The sequence below is a fragment of the Vibrio sp. FF145 genome (assembly GCF_041439075.1).
Taxonomy (GTDB): Bacteria; Pseudomonadota; Gammaproteobacteria; order Enterobacterales; family Vibrionaceae; genus Vibrio; species Vibrio tasmaniensis_A.
Genome location: NZ_JBGONH010000076.1, coordinates 1 through 18,171, shown reverse-complemented (window position 1 = coordinate 18,171; position 18,171 = coordinate 1). Strand labels below are relative to the sequence as shown.

At 43.9% G+C, this 18,171-nt stretch carries 16 protein-coding genes; 7 read left to right on the top strand and 9 right to left on the bottom strand.

Translation table 11 applies throughout. The annotated features are described in order from the left end of the window. Window positions 1-122: 122 nt before the first annotated feature. On the bottom strand, window positions 123-1,709 hold the full coding sequence (locus ACED42_RS20260; protein ID WP_009845503.1) for a BCCT family transporter: 1,587 nt from the start codon (window positions 1,707-1,709) through the stop codon (window positions 123-125). 410 nt (window positions 1,710-2,119) lie between these two features. Here ACED42_RS20260 and ACED42_RS20255 point away from each other — a divergent pair, with 410 nt between their 5' ends. Together ACED42_RS20255 and ACED42_RS20250 are read left to right on the top strand one after the other, a co-directional pair. Continuing rightward, window positions 2,120-5,287 (top strand): chitinase C-terminal domain-containing protein, encoded by a 3,168-nt coding sequence (locus ACED42_RS20255; protein WP_102249984.1) that lies wholly within the window; start codon window positions 2,120-2,122, stop codon window positions 5,285-5,287. A 292-nt stretch (window positions 5,288-5,579) separates the two neighbouring features. Further along, complete coding sequence (locus ACED42_RS20250; RefSeq protein ID WP_371703930.1) at window positions 5,580-7,043, top strand: diguanylate cyclase domain-containing protein; 1,464 nt, start codon at window positions 5,580-5,582, stop codon at window positions 7,041-7,043. 90 nt (window positions 7,044-7,133) lie between these two features. Here the strand turns inward: ACED42_RS20250 and ACED42_RS20245 are convergent, their stop codons facing one another. Next, complete coding sequence (locus tag ACED42_RS20245) at window positions 7,134-7,388, bottom strand: YgjV family protein (protein WP_009845500.1); 255 nt, start codon at window positions 7,386-7,388, stop codon at window positions 7,134-7,136. Window positions 7,389-7,656: 268 nt separating this feature from the next. Here ACED42_RS20245 and ACED42_RS20240 point away from each other — a divergent pair, with 268 nt between their 5' ends. The 3 genes from ACED42_RS20240 to ACED42_RS20230 all read left to right on the top strand — a co-directional run bounded on the left by ACED42_RS20240 (window position 7,657) and on the right by ACED42_RS20230 (window position 10,095). After that, a complete protein-coding gene (locus ACED42_RS20240) occupies window positions 7,657-8,241 on the top strand; it encodes a DUF4136 domain-containing protein (RefSeq protein ID WP_371703928.1) in 585 nt (194 codons plus the stop codon). 178 nt (window positions 8,242-8,419) lie between these two features. Further along, a complete protein-coding gene (locus ACED42_RS20235; protein WP_017097507.1) occupies window positions 8,420-9,604 on the top strand; it encodes a D-alanyl-D-alanine carboxypeptidase family protein in 1,185 nt (394 codons plus the stop codon). Between the two features lie 197 nt (window positions 9,605-9,801). After that, the gene (locus ACED42_RS20230; protein WP_012600484.1) at window positions 9,802-10,095 is read left to right on the top strand and encodes a YkgJ family cysteine cluster protein; all 294 of its coding nucleotides are present in this window, start codon (window positions 9,802-9,804) and stop codon (window positions 10,093-10,095) included. Between the two features lie 51 nt (window positions 10,096-10,146). Here the strand turns inward: ACED42_RS20230 and ACED42_RS20225 are convergent, their stop codons facing one another. After that, window positions 10,147-11,043, bottom strand: coding sequence for a LysR family transcriptional regulator (locus ACED42_RS20225; RefSeq protein ID WP_009845496.1), 897 nt, complete (start codon window positions 11,041-11,043; stop codon window positions 10,147-10,149). A 116-nt stretch (window positions 11,044-11,159) separates the two neighbouring features. Between ACED42_RS20225 and ACED42_RS20220 the strand changes: the two genes are divergently transcribed. Continuing rightward, a complete protein-coding gene (locus tag ACED42_RS20220; RefSeq protein ID WP_009845495.1) occupies window positions 11,160-11,540 on the top strand; it encodes a DoxX family protein in 381 nt (126 codons plus the stop codon). 80 nt (window positions 11,541-11,620) lie between these two features. Here ACED42_RS20220 and ACED42_RS20215 read toward each other — a convergent pair whose 3' ends face one another. The 6 genes from ACED42_RS20215 to ACED42_RS20190 all read right to left on the bottom strand — a co-directional run bounded on the left by ACED42_RS20215 (window position 11,621) and on the right by ACED42_RS20190 (window position 17,182). Continuing rightward, a complete protein-coding gene (locus ACED42_RS20215; protein WP_032500651.1) occupies window positions 11,621-13,303 on the bottom strand; it encodes an RluA family pseudouridine synthase in 1,683 nt (560 codons plus the stop codon). 151 nt (window positions 13,304-13,454) lie between these two features. Beyond that, window positions 13,455-14,075 (bottom strand): glutathione S-transferase family protein, encoded by a 621-nt coding sequence (locus tag ACED42_RS20210; protein ID WP_009845492.1) that lies wholly within the window; start codon window positions 14,073-14,075, stop codon window positions 13,455-13,457. Window positions 14,076-14,109: 34 nt separating this feature from the next. Further along, entirely contained in the window at window positions 14,110-15,141 is a 1,032-nt protein-coding gene (locus ACED42_RS20205; RefSeq protein WP_012600487.1) for an NADP-dependent oxidoreductase, read from the bottom strand. A 137-nt stretch (window positions 15,142-15,278) separates the two neighbouring features. Next, the gene (locus tag ACED42_RS20200) at window positions 15,279-15,869 is read right to left on the bottom strand and encodes a TetR/AcrR family transcriptional regulator (RefSeq protein ID WP_009845490.1); all 591 of its coding nucleotides are present in this window, start codon (window positions 15,867-15,869) and stop codon (window positions 15,279-15,281) included. Between the two features lie 170 nt (window positions 15,870-16,039). Further along, window positions 16,040-16,513 carry an FKBP-type peptidyl-prolyl cis-trans isomerase gene (locus ACED42_RS20195; RefSeq protein WP_371703925.1) on the bottom strand — a complete coding sequence of 158 codons (474 nt, stop codon included), beginning with the start codon at window positions 16,511-16,513 and terminating at the stop codon, window positions 16,040-16,042. 42 nt (window positions 16,514-16,555) lie between these two features. Then, window positions 16,556-17,182, bottom strand: coding sequence for a thiol:disulfide interchange protein DsbA/DsbL (locus tag ACED42_RS20190; RefSeq protein ID WP_017101784.1), 627 nt, complete (start codon window positions 17,180-17,182; stop codon window positions 16,556-16,558). A 271-nt stretch (window positions 17,183-17,453) separates the two neighbouring features. Between ACED42_RS20190 and ACED42_RS20185 the strand changes: the two genes are divergently transcribed. Continuing rightward, window positions 17,454-18,047 (top strand): OmpA family protein, encoded by a 594-nt coding sequence (locus tag ACED42_RS20185; protein WP_009845487.1) that lies wholly within the window; start codon window positions 17,454-17,456, stop codon window positions 18,045-18,047. The last annotated feature ends 124 nt before the right edge of the window (window positions 18,048-18,171 follow it).

The following is an 18,171-nucleotide window of genomic DNA, read 5'->3' as shown; positions in this document are numbered from 1 at the left end:
TACTACCGTTTTTGTTTTAAGTTCCCGCTAATCCGCGATGAACCTAAAAAAAGCCACTCAGGTGAATCACTTGAGTGGCTTTTTAGTGTTCTACGCTATCCGAAACTAAATCGGATTAGGTATTAAGCGAGACCTTGATCTCTTGCCATCTGCTTCGCGATCTTCGGTGCATGCCATAGACATGGCAGCAAGATAAACGAAACAGGAACGGCAGTGATCACAATGAACGACTGCAGAGCTGAGATGCCGCCAGAGCCCATTGAGATAAGCGCGATAGCCACTGCCCCCATAATGACGCCCCAGAATGTTCTAACTGCTGAGTTAGGTTCTGTTGTGCCAGTCATTACTACACTGATGGTGTAGGTCATTGAGTCACCTGTGGTCACGATGAACGTGGTCGTCAGGATAAGGAACAGGATTGCAATCAGAGTCGGGAACGGTAGTTGCGAAGTAATAGCCAGTAGTACAGCTGGAAGGTTGAAACCTTCGAATGCGCTAGATATTACGCCTGGGTTCTCTAATTCAAACGCTAAGCCACTACCACCAACAATGCTGAACCAAAAACAAGTCACAAGCGGTGCAACGATGCTGATAGAAACGATCATTTGGCGAATAGTTCGGCCACGTGAGATACGAGCAATGAAGATCGCCATCATTGGGCCATAACCTAAGAACCAACCCCAGAAGAATACAGTCCAGCCACCTAGCCACGCAGTATCTTGGCGGTATAGCGCCATTGGGATAAAGTTGTCGACCATTTCACCGATGCCTTGTAGGTAACCATCAATGATAAAGCTGGTTGGGCCAACAAGGAGAATGTAAACGATTAGGCACACCGATAAGATGATGTTGTAACGGCTTACCAGTTGGATGCCTTTACTTAGACCACTTAATGCCGACAGCGTATACATTGCAATAGCGAATAGAATAACGACGCTTTGGGTAGCAAAGCTGTCAGAAATTCCAAACAGCTCGCTCAACGCGTAGCTGATCTGTAGGCCAAGGAAGCCGATAGGGCCGATTGTACCTGCGGCTACTGCCACAATGCTGCACGCATCAACGACGTTACCAATCCAACTGTTGATTGCCTTGTCGCCCAGTACTGGGTAAAGCAGGGTGCGTGGCTTAAGAGGAAGGCCTTTTTCGTAGTGCAAGTACATAAGCACAATCGAAGAGAGACCACCTAAGATAGCCCATGCAAGGAAACCCCAGTGCATGAAAGATTGTGATAGTGCATTGAATGCCATCGCTTGAGGGTCTGCATTGCCATACAGCGGTGGAGCTGAAACAAAGTGAGCAATTGGCTCTGCAGCTGCCCAGAACACGCCACCACCCGCAAGGAGTGTACATAGGACGATAGACATCCATTTAAACGTGGTCATTTCTGGTAGGGCAAGCTTCCCTAAACGAACATGGCCTGTGCGACTTAGTGCAAGCACTAAACCGATAATGAAATTGAGTAGTAGTAGGACTTGCCAGAAAGCACCGAACCATTTAGTTGAGTAACTAAAGCCGATGTTGACAAGTTCGGACAATACGGAGGTGTTGGTGAAAGCAAGGATGACAAAGAGGGTCAGGAAACTGCCACTCAGCCAAAAGACTGGGTTTCCGAGTTCCAGTTTTTCACCCAAAGATTGAGCTCTATTGAAATCGATAGAAGTAGATTCTGCGTTGATGTTTTCGTTGGCGACTTGCGTCAAGTTGGACATTATTTCTTCGCTATATTTGGCTCTTTCAAGCCTATGTATTTCTCCCACATTCGGATAAAAATGTGAGGCTCGTCAAAAAAGCCGCTGATACTAACATATTTGTAATCAAAAAGTGGGCGATTTCATAAAATAATCCCAAATCGCCAATAAATCCCTACTTTTTGGTTAGTTTTGATACGAATTTTTCTCAAACTCAAATCACATTTCTGACTCTTGAGACATTATTTTTTTAGCTTTCCGAAATAAATTAATTTTAGTTGTTGGTGCAAAATAAGTGTCGAATCATTGCATGCTATAAACAAATTAATGCGAGTCATTTTATAAATAGTAAATATTTTAGGTGTTTAATTGGCAAAAAAAGTGTCATTTACTTTAAATATCTTAAAACAACAACTTAAGGGACTGCTAACATGCACCTAAATCAAGGAAGAGTGGCCAAAAAGGTTTTTACACTCAGTACTCTCACTGCGTCATGCTTAATGGCTTTCAATAGCTATGCGGCTGTGGATTGCTCAACGTTAGAAGCGTGGGATCCTGCCACGGTTTACACAGGCGGCGATCAAGTTTCACATGACAGCAGCGCGTACTCAGCAAATTACTGGAATCAGAACAACAACCCAAGTCAATTTGAAGGTGACTACGCACAGTGGAAAAAGCTAGATGTGTGTAGCGGCAATGGAGGTGGAGGTACACCAAATGAAGCACCAACGGCTTCGTTAACGACTCCATCTGCCTCTGACATGTTCACTGAAGGCGATAACGTGGTGTTGAGTGCAACGGCGCTAGATTCCGACGGCAGTGTTACTTCGGTTGAATTCTTCATTGATGGAACTTCAGTCGCGGTTGTTACAGCAGCACCTTTCGAAGCGGTTTGGGCTGCAACGTCTGGTAGCCATCAGGTTTCGGTTGTTGCTACAGACAATCAAGGCGCGGCTAGCTTAGCAAGCGCGGTCTCTATTTCTGTCGATTCAGTTACACCTGGAAATGAAGCGCCGACAGTATCGGTTGCGCTTTCTGCATCTTCGGTTGATGTTGGTGGTGTGGTAACGCTTACCGCAACGGCAACAGACAGCGATGGTACGGTTGATAAGGTCGATTTTTATGTGGCAGGTTCTTTAGTCGGAACGGCTGCGACAAGCCCATACACGCTTAACTACACAACCACTCAAGCCGGTTCTTTAGCGGTTTACGCAAAAGCGACTGACAATCAAGGCGCAACGACAGATTCAGCGCTGGCTTCTTTGACGGTGAATGGCGTACCAACGGTGAGCACTTGTCGACCTGATGGCTTGTATCAAACTCAAGGTGTCGATGTTCCTTATTGTACGATTTACGATGATGAAGGCCGTGAGAAAATGGGCGCGGATCACCCACGTCGTGTCATTGGTTACTTCACCAGCTGGCGTGCAGGGGATGACCCACAAGCTGCTTACCTAGTAAATGACATTCCTTGGGAACAACTCACACACATTAACTACGCTTTCGTGAGCATCGGCTCAGATGGCAAAGTAAACGTGGGTGATGTGAACGATCCGAACAACGCAGCGGTTGGTAAAGAGTGGCCGGGCGTGGAAGTTGACCCAGCATTAGGCTTCAAAGGTCACTTCGGTGCATTAGCGACAGCGAAGAAAAAACACGATGTTAAGACTTTAATCTCAATCGGTGGTTGGGCGGAGACCGGTGGCCACTTCGCCACTGATGGTAGCCGAGTGGCTGATGGTGGTTTCTATACCATGACGACCAATGCTGACGGTTCTATTAACCATCAAGGTATCGAAACATTCGCAACTTCAGCGGTTGAAATGCTTCGTAAATACCAGTTCGATGGTCTAGATATCGATTACGAATACCCGACGTCAATGGCGGGCGCAGGTAATCCGTACGATAAAGACTTTATGGAACCACGTCGTCAATACCTATGGGCTTCTTACCAAGTGTTGATGAAAGTGTTGCGTGAGAAGCTTGATGCAGCCTCTGCGCAAGATGGCAATCACTACATGTTAACGATCGCGGCGCCTTCTTCGGGTTACCTACTGCGTGGTATGGAAACATTCGATGTAACCAAGTATCTCGATTACGTAAATATCATGTCTTATGACCTTCACGGTGCGTGGAACGATCACGTAGGCCATAACGCTGCGTTGTTTGATACAGGTAAAGATTCAGAGTTAGCACAGTGGAACGTATACGGCACAGCGGCTTACGGCGGTATCGGTTACCTGAATACGGATTGGGCCTACCACTACTTCCGTGGTTCTATGCCAGCAGGTCGTATTAACATCGGTGTGCCTTACTACACACGTGGTTGGCAAGGCGTAACGGGTGGTGAGAATGGTCTTTGGGGCCGAGCAGCACTGCCAAACCAAGCTGAATGTTCAGCAGGTACTGGTGAAGGCGAGAAGAACAACTGTGGCCATGGCGCAATTGGTATCGATAACATGTGGCACGATACTGATCCGAAAGGCAACGAAATGGGTGCAGGTTCAAACCCAATGTGGCATGCGAAGAACTTAGAGAAAGGCATTTGGGGTTCTTATGCAGCAGCTTACAAGCTTGATCCTGTTAACGATCCTTCAGATGTTCTAATGGGGACTTACACGCGTAACTATGACAGCGTGGCTGTTGCTCCTTGGTTGTGGAACGCAGAGAAGGGCGTATTCCTTTCAACGGAAGATAAAGATTCTATCGATGTGAAAGCCGATTACGTTATCGACAAAGAAATCGGTGGCATCATGTTCTGGGAACTAGCAGGGGATTACAACTGTTACGTACTCGATGCGAACGGTAACCGAACTTCAATCGATACAACCGAACAGGCGTGTAATAGCGGAAACGGTGAGTTCCACATGGGTAACACTATGACGAAAGCTATCTACGATAAGTTTAAGTCAGCTACTCCATATGGAAACAAGGTTGCAACGGGTGCTATCCCAACGGAAGCATTAGATATTACTGTCTCTGTAGGTGGCTTCAAAGTCGGTGACCAAAACTATCCAATTAACCCTAAGATCACGTTTACAAACAATACAGGTCAAGCGCTTCCTGGTGGTACTGAGTTCCAGTTCGATATCCCAGTGTCTGCACCTGATAACGCAAAAGATCAATCGGGCGGTGGTTTGTCTGTGATTGCTTCTGGTCACACTCGTGCCAATAATATTGGTGGTCTAGATGGTCCGATGCACAGAGTAGCGTTTACGTTACCTGCATGGAAAGAGCTCCCTGCTGGTGGTGTGTATGAACTCGATATGGTTTATTACTTGCCAATTTCTGGCCCTGCAAACTATACAGTGAATGTGAATAGTGTCGATTATGCATTTAGCTTTGAGCAGCCGGATCTACCACTGGGTGATATCAGTACTGGTGGCGGTAATCCTGGTGATGGCGGTACCAACCCAGGTACATGCGATACTGCGGGTTTAGCTGTATATCCCGACTTACCTCAGAAAGATTGGGCGGGTAACCCAAGCCACGCAAACACGGGCGACCAAGTGGTTCATAACGGTAGTGTTTACCAAGCAAACTGGTGGACAAGTGCCGAGCCGGGTAGTGACGGCAGTTGGACCAAAGTGTGCTCTTAATTTAATGCTAAGCAATGTATTTATAGACAATAGAGCGTAGTAATAGGTAATAAATGCGAATGCTTTTAAGTCGATTTATCAGGGCTTTAGTATAAATTAAGTTATCAATTTAAACGTAAAATCAAAACGCCGAACTGAATCCAGTTCGGCGTTTTTGCTATAAGTCACAGATTGCACATGAAGAGCGCCATTAATATCGACTATCGTTCAGTAAAATAGATAAATATGATATAAAACAATCTACTTATAAAAACAATAGCGTTACCTAAAATTTAAAAGCTATGAGGTAATTTTGAAAGTAAGACGTAAGTATATCCTCAACTTTTCCATCGTGTTGGCCCTCGTATCTTTGGTCCTCTCTGCTATTCAATTTAACCGAACCAAAGAATCACTTTTAGAGTCTAATCAATTCTTCTTCCGTACTATTGTAAACGCAAGCTACGACATCGTAGATACTACCGTTAACGAAGCTATTAAAACCTATCTCAAAGGTGTGACTGATACTGTCGCTTCTCACACACTAGGTGTCACTCCAGAACAAGAAGTTAAAGAAGTCATCCGAATTGCTAACGAATTGGTGATTGGAGAGTCAGGTTATATCTATTTGATGTCACCACAAGGTGTCCACCTGTATCATCCGTTTTTACAAGGGCAAAATCGCGCGCATTTAACCCATATTCAAACGCAACTGACCTCAAAGTCTGGAATGACTCAGTATTCTCATGCTAATCCACATGAAGTCGGCAAGCGTGCGAAGGTCGCGTATTCAGTGAGGCTACCGAGTGGTAATACATTGGTGGCGACCACTTATAAAGATGAACTCATGTACTTGGTCGATCTCGAAGCGCTTAAAGATAAACTAAGAAAGTATTCATATGGCGATAGTGGTTATGTATATATTGTTGATTTGCAAGGCGAGCTAGTCCTCCGACCCAATTTTGAACACGAACACTTGAAAGCCTTAATTGGTTATTCATCAGAGTTGCTCATCGATAAGGTCGTTGCTGAGCCTGAAGGGCATTTTAGTTACTCAATTTCAGATGACAACGGTACGACAAACAAAAACATTTTCTATAAGTTCTACCCATATCTGAATTGGATCATTTCTGCTGGAGTTTTGGAGCAAGAGCTCAATAAGAACCACAGTTTATTGCTAGTTAGTTTGATGACCTTGGTTATAAGTTTGCTTAGCAGCATCGCCGTTTTGGTGCTTTACCTGCGGCACCGTCATTTAAAGATCTTAGATGTAGCTAGCTTAGATTATCTTACGGGGTTGAGTAATCGGCGGGACTTTATTTCTCAGGTTAAGATGAGAATTTTAGAGTGTTCGCCTTATCCGTTAAAAGGTGTTGGTATCATTCTTCTAGATATTGACCATTTTAAATCGGTAAACGATCTACACGGGCATAATGAAGGCGATAGAGTGATCTGTGCCGTTGCAAAAGTATTGAAGCAATTTGCAAATGAAAATCGTCTAATTGCTCGCTATGGCGGTGAGGAATTTATCTTTGTGACTTTTGATTGCAATGAATATCAATTGTACGAGTTGTCGGAAGAGCTTAGGCGTAGCGTCGAAAAAATTGAGGGGTTAGTGTTACCTGTAACGGTCAGTGTTGGGTGTCGCTATGCAAATGCACTGTTCCACATAGAAGGCACGATAGACCAAGCTGACAAAGCACTTTATCAAGCGAAAAAGAATGGACGCAATAACACACAGGTATACAGAGAGAGTCAATATCGTATTGTCTGTCATTGAAGTTTTCTAAAACTGATAAGCATGAAAAAGCCCAAATAGAACGTTCTATTTGGGCTTTTTTAGAATTGTTTGAAAGTGCTAGCCGTTAATCTAAGCTTTTGCTGCTTTCATCGCTTCATTTTTTTTTTCCTTTTGCATTTTTGCAAGGAAGTAGATGTTCACACAAGCGATGAAACCGTTGGTTGCAACCACTGGCCATGCATCAATCATAACGCCGTATGCTGTGAATAGAGTACAGCCAACAAAGTTAAGGACACGCAGACGCACGATATCTTTCATTGTTAATGAAATTGCGACCATAATAGATGCCGCGTAACCTAAAATTTCAACCATATTGAATTCCATTGTGTGACCCTCTTAAATTTGCCGATGCTTTATCGGTACCAATTCTTCTCTTCATGAGATGATTGAGGAAGCTCCGTGCCCCGAATGGTTTGGTTATGTTTAACTAAGTTTACTATACCGAGTCTATTTCTGTGGTTAAACCCCCAAAATGAGTAGAAGTGAAGGTTAGCGATTACGCAAACGTTTAATGATCTTTCTATTAATATAATTACTGTTTATGTTGAAGGTCAAATTGATAATTATTCTTGTATAGGAAAGGAAGCCGCGAATGATAAAACGATTCATATGTGCAACAAAAGGCGTAAATAAAGTCGCGTTGTTGGCTTTGATAGCGATTGGACTGACAGCGTGTACAACCAATGAAACGACTCCAACTCACAATTATGGCGTGGTGACCAGTGGTGACTTTGATTTCATGAAGCATGGGGTAGTCACGTACTCATGGCATCCCGAATCAGAGCAAGTGTACCTTTCTGAAAAATATGACAAGACGGTCGTCACTGATCTTGTACGCGAAGCGATTAAAGAACAACTTTCATTGAAAGGTTATCAGTTGAAATCCGGGGCTGGTGATGTCGTAGTGGGTTTTGGATTAGCTGAAAAGTCTGAACTGAACGATGAATCGATCTTTGATGCGATTCAGCTATCTACAGGTGTGCCATTTTATAGTGATGATGGAAAGGTAAGCGAGAAAGGATCTTTGTATATTGCTTTTTTTGTTCCTAATTCGGAAGTTATACAGTGGCAAGCACTGGCGCAGTCTGGTATCCAACCTGATTTAGAGCCGAGCGAAAGCAAACAGCGGGTTATGGGCTTTGTTGAAATGTTATTTAGACGTATGCCCGAGAGGTAAAGCGAAGTGTTGAATGTATTCATTGAGTCAATCGTTCTTGTGTAAAAAACGGACAGGTCGCAGATTATACTTTTTTATTTGTAACGAACCGTACAAATACGTAAAGCAACGTAAAGTTCGCGCTTCTTTTGCTAGCATTTGTCTATACTGAACAAAACGTTAACTTAGGTTTGATTCAATGAAACGGTTCTCAAAATACTCTCTCCCTCTATTAAGTATGTTCATTGTAAGTAACGCAGCGATCGTAGCAAATACTGCTGTCGCGGCACCTTCTATAGTACCAAGCCCACCTAGCCTAGGCGCAAAAGGGTATGTGTTAATTGATTTTAACTCTGGTGATGTGCTGGTAGAAAAAAACGCACACACTAAGTTGAACCCAGCGAGTTTAACCAAGCTTATGACCAGTTATGTGGCTGGACAAGAGATGAAACGAGGTAACATCTCTGCGGATGATCAGGTGCGAATTAGCGAAAACGCATGGGCGAAAAACTTCCCTGATTCTTCAAAAATGTTCATCGAAGTGAACACTGATGTCGCGATGATGGATCTTTACCGTGGCTTGATTATTCAATCAGGGAACGATGCGAGTGTTGCGATTGCAGAACATGTTGCTGGCTCACAAGATGCATTTGTTGACTTGATGAACTCTTGGGCAGCTTCGCTAAAACTGGAAAATACCCATTTTGCGAATGCACATGGTTTAGATGCGGACGATCTCTATTCAACGCCTTATGATATCGCTCTATTAGGCCGTGCGATTATTCGCGATTTACCGGATGTGTATGGTTTATACAGCGAACGCTCGTTTAGCTACAACAAAATTACACAACACAACCGCAATGGCTTATTACGTGATAGAAGCTTGACGGTCGATGGCATGAAAACAGGCTACACCTCTGGTGCCGGCTACAGTTTAGCGAGTTCGGCGACACAAGGTGAGATGAGACTTATTGCGGTTGTGATGGGCGCATCAAGCGTTAAGAGTCGTGAGTCAGACAGCAAACAATTGTTGAGCTATGGTTTTCGTTTCTTCGATACGCTAAACCCTCATCAAGGCGGTGACCAAGTCGCTGAAGAGAAGGTGTGGTTTGGTGCTCAAGATACGTTGAAGCTAGGCGTTGCAGAAGATACGTTTATTACGCTGCCTAAGTCAGACAGCAAAAAGTTAACGGCATCGATTGAACTAATATCTGAACTGAAAGCCCCGATTTCAGAAGGCCAAACCTTAGGCGTTGTTCATTACACCGTTGATGGTGAAGATGTTCAAACTCAACCTTTGATCGCGTTGGAAGCGGTAGAGCAGGCTGGCTTGTTCAAACGCTTGATGGACTACGTAAAGCTATTTTTCGCTAGTCTGTTCTAAATCGAGGCTAGTCTGTTGTAAAGCGAGATAGTGGCGACAAGTCGCGATGGAAAACCATAAATAGTATGGGCGTTGTGAGTAAATCACAGCGCCTATTTTTATTTCTACATCAATCAAAACACTGCGCCGCACTATCTTTATTAGCCGTAGCGGTCGGTTTCGATTACTATACGCAAAATTTAGCAGCGTAGTCACTTATGACGATTGAGATAAAGAACGTAACCGAACCCGAAGTAACATGTGCTAATTGTCAGGCATGCTGTTGCCGTTTAGAGGTTATGATCATCACAGATACAGGCGTACCTGAAGAGCATATCGCTTATGATGAATGGGGCGGCGAAACGATGTTGCGACTCGACGACGGTTGGTGTTCTGCTGTAGATAGAGAAACACTGATGTGTACTATTTACGAAAACCGACCTTGGATCTGTCGTGAATTCGAAATGGCCTCTTTTGAATGTGTTGATCAGCGCAAGGATGTAATGGGTTAAGACTTTATCTTAGCTATCGATGTTAGTTGAGCTCTAACTGTCCTTAGAGCTTTAACTATTCCTTGCGCTCAAATACTTCGCAAGAAAATCGATAAACACTCGGATTCTTTGGGGCAAATAATCGCTCGCATGATACACCACGTACATTGGTAGCTGGTTATTACTCCAATCTTCCAATAACCTTTTTAGTTCTCCTTTCTCAACATACTCTTTGCCCATCCAATCCGGTAAAGCAACAATACCTAAACCTTGTCGAGCCATTTTAAGTAGCATATCTGGGCTATCTGAAGTGAATATTTGATTTACTTTAATGGTATTAGTTTTGTCGCTCTTGTCGGTAAAACGCCATTCATTCGCAGGGCTCATCAGGGAGTAGGTTAAGCATTGGTGTTCGCTCAAATCTTGTGGATACAGAGGAATCCCTTGTTTTTCTAGATAATCTGGTGATGCGAAGTAGTGAACTTTGTTGTTAAACAAGAAGCGTGCTTTTAGCCCTGAGTCTTTGAGTTGTGACGCGCGGATGGCAACATCAATATTGTGTTCATTAAGGTTGACGATGCGGTCATCGATGCTGAGGTTAATGCGGATACCTGGGTGCTGTTCAATGAAAGCTTGAAGCGGCTCACTGAGTAACATCGATGAAAAAGCACTTGGCGCAGATATCTTAAGCTCACCTTCCACGGATTCTGTTTCACGCTTGAGCCTACTTTCTATGGTAGACATCTCTTCGAGTAAACGGGAGCAATAAGTCAGGTAGTCTTTGCCTGCATGGGTTAGGGATATTTTGCGACTGTTTCGCTGAAACAGCGTCATTCCTAAATCACTTTCTAACCACGCAATCTTTTTACTTACGGCACTTTGTGTCACGTCGAGTTTATTGGCAGTAGCAGTAAAACTGTTCAGCTGCGCAGTTTCCACGAAGATACGAATACACTCAATTTTATCCATTCTAGTTGTCCTATATCTTGTACCTAAACCCAATCATTCCAAATTGGAATCCTAACTATCATAAAACTAGCATTTATCGTTCTATTTATGAATGGTTAAATGATTCCACTACGTTAATGATTCTTAAGAAAGGTGGCAACATGAGTACAGTAGTGAGTGTATTACTAGTGGTGTTCTTTTTATTGGCGAGTTCAATCAAGACAATTGCTTGGCAAAAGAAAGTGTTTGAAATCCAGCTTGGCTTTTTTAAAAGCTATGGATTAAATCGCGTCATCATGTTTCTAGTTGGTATGGTTGAGTTTACTGGAGCTGTATTGTTGCTCTGTGCTTTGGTTGGTTTAGCACCTGAACATACGCAACTGATGGGAGGTTTGATATTAGCGAGTACTTCACTAGGGGCGATTTACTTTCATTTGAGATTCGATACGTGGAAGGATGGTATTCCCGCGATGGTTACTCTGTTGGGTTCTGGCTTCTTGGTCATCGCATCGTACTAAGTTTATTCGACATGTAGCGATAGCTATGAGAGGCAAAGGAAATAAGAGTAGGGCACGAAGCCCTACCAAATGGAAACGGTTTAGAACTCAGAAGGCACTTCAAACTCGAGCCATTCACCGGTTGTTGGGTGAATCAGTTTTAAGTAGCCAGCGTGAAGGTGTAAACGCTCACGTTTGTATCCGTATAAGTCGTCACCACGAATCGGTACACCAAGGCCTGACGGGTGAGCACAGTGTACGCGCAGCTGGTGGGTTCGTCCTGTTTTAGGGTACAAGTGAACCTTGGTTTTGCCATTGTTGGTGCTGACCGCTTCCCAATGAGTTTCAGCATTACGTCCATGTTCATGGCAAACCAATTGTCTTGGTCTGTCTGTTATGTCGCCGCGCAAGGGCAAGCTGATATCGCCAGATTTGCCGTCGATTTCACCATCTAACAGAGCTGTATATCGTTTCTCTACGGTTCTATCAATGAACTGCTTCTGGATGTGTTTATTGGACTCTGCGGTCAGCGCCAAGATCAATAAGCCTGACGTCGACATGTCCAATCGATGGATAATCAAAGGGCCTGTTGCATCGGGATAACGCGCTTTAATACGGGTATAAACAGAGTCTTCGATAAACTTACCAGGAACCGACAAGAACTCCTCGGGTTTATTCACCACCACGATCTCGTCATCTTCATAGACAATATCAAACGACTTACCAACCGCAGGGTTCACGATAAGCGGGTTCTCTTCTAATTCGATGCCGTTTAGCTGGTGGTCGAGGATCTCGAAGCTTTTACTTTGGCAAACCGGGTACAGGTTTGCGTGCTGGCGAATGACAGCCGTTGGAGGCAATCCCCACCAAAACTCAGACAATGCTAATGGCTGAAAGCCGTGTTCAAAAGCAAAATTAAGCAGCTTAGGTAGGCAGCAGTCGCCAGAGCCTTCAAGAGCGTCTTTGCCATCTAACAATTCAAGCAGGTTCTTTGATTCGAGAGCTTGGTTGTTAAAGCGATAATGAGACAACCGTTGCGCTTCTAATTCGGCTGAGATCGCTTGGTACTCTTGCTTGCGGCTCGTGAGTTCGCTTTCGATAGCATCAACTTGCGACTGGCGTTCTGCGATCTTTTGTTTCCACTCGATTCTAAGTGCTTTTAAGTCGCGTTTCTCTTGGCTGCTTTGATTGCCCAGTTGTTTGAGCAAATTCGCTGCTGACTCTAGATTCCCCAATGCCTTTTCTTGATTGGCTTGTTCTCTGAGTTCGTTACGCTGAGATTTGTTTGCTGCCATGGCTAATTGAAAGGCTTCGATAGCTTGTGCTGATTCGATTTTTAACTCTTCAAATTCAGCCAATAATGCGTCTAGGTTGTGCGACTGTTGTAGTTTTTCAATGTCATCCGCTAGTTGCGATTGGCGAGCAAGGTTTGCACTGTTGTGAGATTGAAACTGTTCTGAATCGAAGGCTGATGGAACAAAGTTAATGTTGTTTAACTGAGAGGCCAAAGACGGATATAACTGCAAACCTGAAAACGCAGAAAGGTAACCTAGCTCTTGTGTAGTTGGGTTCTGAACAAGAAGCACGGCGTAGAGGTTGCCTTGCGATGTTTCATTCACACCGCAGTCGAGTAACGACTGCTGAAGTTGCTGCATGGCAAACTCACACGTTGGATGTGGTGTGTAGTAGTACGGAAACGTAAAACGAGTCGGTAGCGGTAAGTCTACATTCGTATTGTCGTTTTTTAGGTGCAGTGGTGTGTATTGAGCAAGGTTTGCTGACATGAAGATCAAACTCTATGGCTGTTCAGTTAGAGTTCGGTATTGTTGTCGAAATGAAGGTAAATGAGAAGCCAAAGCGAAAGATAAATCGGCTTTGGCTTCATTTAGTTGCTTGTGCTTATCCGAAGCGCGTCCGAGCTTGATTGAAACTCGATCAGTTCGAGTGTTCTAGCTCTAGTTGCTCGGCTTTTTGGTAAGCAGGGTGGCTCGTTAAAAGATCACCGTATTTAGCAATGTTAGGGTAGAGCGCAGTGGCACCGAAGTTACCCACGATTTCTACGATGAACGACATCATGAAATCGGCACCCGTCAGAGTATCAGCAACAAGGTAAGTTTTACCTTCAAGCGCTTCGTTGACAAAGGTTAGGATCTTTTGGTTTTCATCATCAGCGTAGCCGCCAAGGAAATTAGTCTCGCAACCGTCTTTCATCACAAAGATTTTAAGTAGCATTGGCAGAATACCAGAGCTTTCAGCGAAGTGAAGCCACTGTGAGTATTCCACGTAGTCAGCGGTGCCGCGCACTGGTGCGAACTTACCTTGACCGTATTTGTCGATTAGGTACTCGGTGATAGCACCAGATTCGCTGATCACGACGCCATCGTCTTCAATAACCGGAGATTTACCAAGAGGATGAACGGCCTTCAATTCTGGTGGTGCTAGAAACGTTACACTGTCTCGTTGGTATGGTTTGATTTGATAATCAACACCAAGCTCTTCCAGTAGCCAGATGATTCGTTTTGAGCGAGATTTGTTTAGGTGATGCAAAGTAATCATGATTTTACCTAGTTAACTGGTTCAGTTTTTGAATTTATTTAGCTTCGTTTGTTTTGATAACAAGCTTACCGAAGTTTTGGCCTTCCAATAGACCCATGAATGCTTGTGGCGCCTCGTCTAGGCCTTCAACTAGGTGCTCACGGTAATGCATCTTGCCTTGAGACAACCATTCTGTCATTTGAACAGCAAACTCATTGTAACGGTGTGCGTAATCATCAAAGATAATGAAACCTTGCATCTTAATACGCTTGACCAAAAGAGTGCCCATAAGGCTAGACATGCGATCTGGGCCTTCAGGAAGTGATGTCGCATTGTATTGTGAAATAAGGCCACAAACAGGAATGCGAGCACCAGTGTTAAGCAACGGCATTACCGCATCGAACACCTTGCCGCCAACGTTTTCAAAATAAACGTCGATGCCGTTGCTACATGCTTTAGCCAGTTGCTCCGCGAAGTCGTCGGCTTTGTGGTCGATACATTCATCAAAACCAAGCACTTCTTTCGCGTACTGACATTTCTCTTGACCACCAGCAACGCCAATGACACGACAGCCTTTTAATTTTCCGATTTGGCCAACGGTTGCGCCTACTGCACCTGTTGCAGCCGCAACGACTAGAGTGTCGCCTTCTTTAGGTTGGCCGATATCAAGTAAGCCCATGTACGCAGTAAAGCCTGGCATACCCATGATGCCTAGTGCGTAAGAAGGGTGTGTTGGCTCTTTACCTAGTTTGATTAGGCCTTCACCATCAGACACACCAAGATCTTGCCAACCGGTGTAAGCCAGTACCCATTCGCCAACTTCAAAATCGCTATTGTTTGACTCTTCAACCTGACACACGGTTGCACCGACCATCACTTCATCAATCGCAACAGGGTCTGCGTAAGATTTAGCATCGCTCATTCGGCCACGCATGTACGGGTCTAGAGAAAGGTAAACTGAGCGAAGTAACATCTCGCCGTCTTTAATTGTTGGTGCGGCTACTGTCTCCAAACGGAAGTTATCTTGAGTCGGTGCGCCTACTGGGCGAGAAGCCAATACGATGCGGCGGTTGTCTTGTTGAGTCATTGGGTATCCTTAATTTTATATTATGTTTATTTAGAATTAGACCAGTCGTCTAGTCTTGTTGTCTAAAAATCCCGCCGTCATCAAATGATAAGAGGGCGGGTTATCTGTCGTTAGTAAAGACTAAACACAGTACGTGGTTAGTTTTTACCTTTTAAAATCTGTTGGGTTAGGTTTAAAGCTGATTCTAAGCTACGTGAACTCTGGCTTAGTTTGCTTAATAAGCTTGCGCCTAACCACATAGAATATAGATTTTGAGCGGTTTCTTGGCTCTCTTCAACCTTTATCGAGCCATCATCAATACCACCGACAATGCACTGCTCGATGGTATGCGTCACTTTCTCAGCACCTTTCAATAGCGCTTGGCGCATAGGGTCAGAAAGATCAGAAACTTCGGCGCTGAGCTTAACGACTAAGCATTTATGAGCGTTACAAGTACCGTTTTCAATCTGTGACCATCGAGTGAAATAACTGATAATTCTCTGGTAATGGTTGCCTTCACCATGAACCAAAATAGTTTCAACTCTGCTGATGTAGGTCTCAAAATAGTGCTGGATCAGAGCCTCGCCAAATTGCTCTTTAGATTTAAAGTAGTGGTAAAACGATCCTTTTGGAACATCCGCTTCTTTAAGCAATTGCGATAAGCCAACGCCGTTAAAGCCGTTGTTCACTATTAATTGGTAGCCAACATCTAAAACATGCAGGCGTGTGTCGTTCGTTTTATCGTTCATGGGCTTACTATAAGTTAAATTAGACCAGTCGTCTAGTCTTCGGCTTTTTGAGGTATATTCCGTCGTTACAAAAGTGGCTTCAAATATTCAATTATTCAATTATTCAAACGTTCACATATAAAAAAGCCCCAACATAGCTCGTATGTTAGGGCTTAAATCAGTCTCTTCAATTATTTGATAGAGATTAACTCAACATCAAAAATCAAAGTTGCTGATGGTGGGATAGGGCCTGAACCACCTTTACCGTAAGCCAATTGGCTTGGGATAAACAGGCGAACTTTTTGGCCTTCGACCATGTAAGTCAAACCTTCTTGCCAGCCTTTTATCACTTGTTTAAGAGCAAATGAGATTGGCTCACCACGATCAACAGAGCTGTCGAGAACAGTGCCGTCGATAAGTGTACCGTGGTAATGAACCGTTACTTTGCTGTTCTTAGTTGGGTGCTCTGTACCAGTACCTTCTTCAAGAACTAGGTATTGAAGACCACTTTCAGTCGTAACAACCCCTTCTCTAGCGCCGTTTTCGATAAGGAATTGTTGGCCTTGTTCGATATTTTCTTCGCCAGATTTATGGTTCATCCAAGTGCGGTAGATCATGAAGCCAGCCAAAATAAAGACAATGACCGGGATGATAAATTTAGACATAGTAAAACCTATTTATTGTTGATTTTTTATAGAGAAAAGCCGTTAAGGCTGAGTCAAAAGGTAGTTGATCGTTTTTGCGATACCTTGAACATCTTGGTGACCTGCTGTCAGTACTTGGTATTTACCGTTGATGATAAATGTTGGTACTGAGTTGATTTGACCTTTAACCGAGATCTCTTCAGCTTTCTTTACGTAGTCAAATAGAGCAACTTGCTGTTCTTTGTTCAGTTGGTATGGGCTAACCAGACCGCGAGAAGTGAAAGCAGTCTCCAGAGCTTGTTGACGTTGTTCTGGCGTTGCATCTGCACCCATTTGAACGGCAGCAAATAGGTCGTCCATGAACGCGTGGTCAGGGGTCGCGTCAAGTTGCATCACTGCCGTGTAGTAGATCATTGCGCTGATTTGAGCACTTTCATTGAACGTTACGTGCATCTTGCCAATAGTTTGGTCTGTTAGCGACTCAATCTTTGGAATTGCATTTTCCATTTGACGACAGTGACCACAGTTTAGAGAGAAGATTTCAGTGATCGGAGACAGGTTAAATTCAGTTAGAGCAGTAGGCAGCGCTTCGTATTGAACGCCTTTCTGTGGCTCGTCTGTTTCACTACAACCCGCGATAATCAGTGCGGCAGCAAGTGCTGTGATGAATTTAGTAAATGGTTTAAACATAATGTTTGCTCTAGCGTTGAGAAGTCGTGAGATTCTAACTATTTAGTACGAATTGGAAAACAATTATAAGGTAAATAAATGCAAACAGTTGAAACGAGCGGGCGATGACAGGCGAGTTGACGGTGAACTGTGATCAAAAACACTTTTTTTGGACGTGCTTTTTTTTCGTATAAAGTTTTTGTCTAAAGTTTTTCTCTCAGTGCCGATATAGACATTAGTGAATGGTTTATCTGCATAAGTGGTTGGTGAAGTAATGAGATATTTAGCGATAATGTTAAGCATAGCTTTGGCTGGGTGCGAAACTACGTTACCAACAGGGTTATTCGGTGAGGATATGTTACAAACTGCACCGAAAACTGATTATGACATTATGTACCCTGAATGGGGGGTGGTTCAAACCACTCATCAGCAAGGAACTATTACCACTAACTACGGACGTGGTGTTTCGACCAATGATCCACTGGAAGTCTTTTTAAGACAAAACCGTATCGATTTTGAAGTTTTACCTGGCAACCATGTGATGGTAAAGCTTGTGCAGCATGTGAACTTTAAAACAGGTTCGACATCTCCTGAACCCGCTTACAACAATTGGTTGGACACGTTAGGCAGTTATCTTTCTCGACGCCAAGACATTGATGTCGTCATTGAAGGACACACGGATAATACAGGCAGTGATCGTGTTAATGATCCGCTCTCTGAACAGCGCGCAAAAGAAGTGAAAGCTCGCTTAGAAAGTAACTATGTTTCGAGTCGTGCTATTTACACCCGCGGTTTCGGTGAGTACGTTCCCGCGTGTAACAACGCTTCAGCACAAGGTAAAGCCTGTAACCGCCGTGTAGAGTTGATGCTGATTGTGGCGAAATAGATGCGAGAAGCTTGATTCTTTGAATCGAAAGAGCGTATCGATTACAGACATAAAAAAATCCCTCATGAAGAGTAATGCCGATCAGTTAAAGCCAAAGTGATCGGTTGAAGGATCCTTCCGAGCT

Coding starts and splice junctions, on each gene's coding strand:
- ACED42_RS20260 (WP_009845503.1), bottom strand. CDS start 1,709: ATGTCCAACTTGACGCAAGTCGCCAACGAAAACATCAACGCAGAATCT.
- ACED42_RS20255 (WP_102249984.1), top strand. CDS start 2,120: ATGCACCTAAATCAAGGAAGAGTGGCCAAAAAGGTTTTTACACTCAGT.
- ACED42_RS20245 (WP_009845500.1), bottom strand. CDS start 7,388: ATGGAATTCAATATGGTTGAAATTTTAGGTTACGCGGCATCTATTATG.
- ACED42_RS20240 (WP_371703928.1), top strand. CDS start 7,657: ATGATAAAACGATTCATATGTGCAACAAAAGGCGTAAATAAAGTCGCG.
- ACED42_RS20235 (WP_017097507.1), top strand. CDS start 8,420: ATGAAACGGTTCTCAAAATACTCTCTCCCTCTATTAAGTATGTTCATT.
- ACED42_RS20230 (WP_012600484.1), top strand. CDS start 9,802: ATGACGATTGAGATAAAGAACGTAACCGAACCCGAAGTAACATGTGCT.
- ACED42_RS20225 (WP_009845496.1), bottom strand. CDS start 11,043: ATGGATAAAATTGAGTGTATTCGTATCTTCGTGGAAACTGCGCAGCTG.
- ACED42_RS20220 (WP_009845495.1), top strand. CDS start 11,160: ATGATTCTTAAGAAAGGTGGCAACATGAGTACAGTAGTGAGTGTATTA.
- ACED42_RS20215 (WP_032500651.1), bottom strand. CDS start 13,303: ATGTCAGCAAACCTTGCTCAATACACACCACTGCACCTAAAAAACGAC.
- ACED42_RS20210 (WP_009845492.1), bottom strand. CDS start 14,075: ATGATTACTTTGCATCACCTAAACAAATCTCGCTCAAAACGAATCATC.
- ACED42_RS20205 (WP_012600487.1), bottom strand. CDS start 15,141: ATGACTCAACAAGACAACCGCCGCATCGTATTGGCTTCTCGCCCAGTA.
- ACED42_RS20200 (WP_009845490.1), bottom strand. CDS start 15,869: ATGAACGATAAAACGAACGACACACGCCTGCATGTTTTAGATGTTGGC.
- ACED42_RS20195 (WP_371703925.1), bottom strand. CDS start 16,513: ATGTCTAAATTTATCATCCCGGTCATTGTCTTTATTTTGGCTGGCTTC.
- ACED42_RS20190 (WP_017101784.1), bottom strand. CDS start 17,182: ATGTTTAAACCATTTACTAAATTCATCACAGCACTTGCTGCCGCACTG.
- ACED42_RS20185 (WP_009845487.1), top strand. CDS start 17,454: ATGTTAAGCATAGCTTTGGCTGGGTGCGAAACTACGTTACCAACAGGG.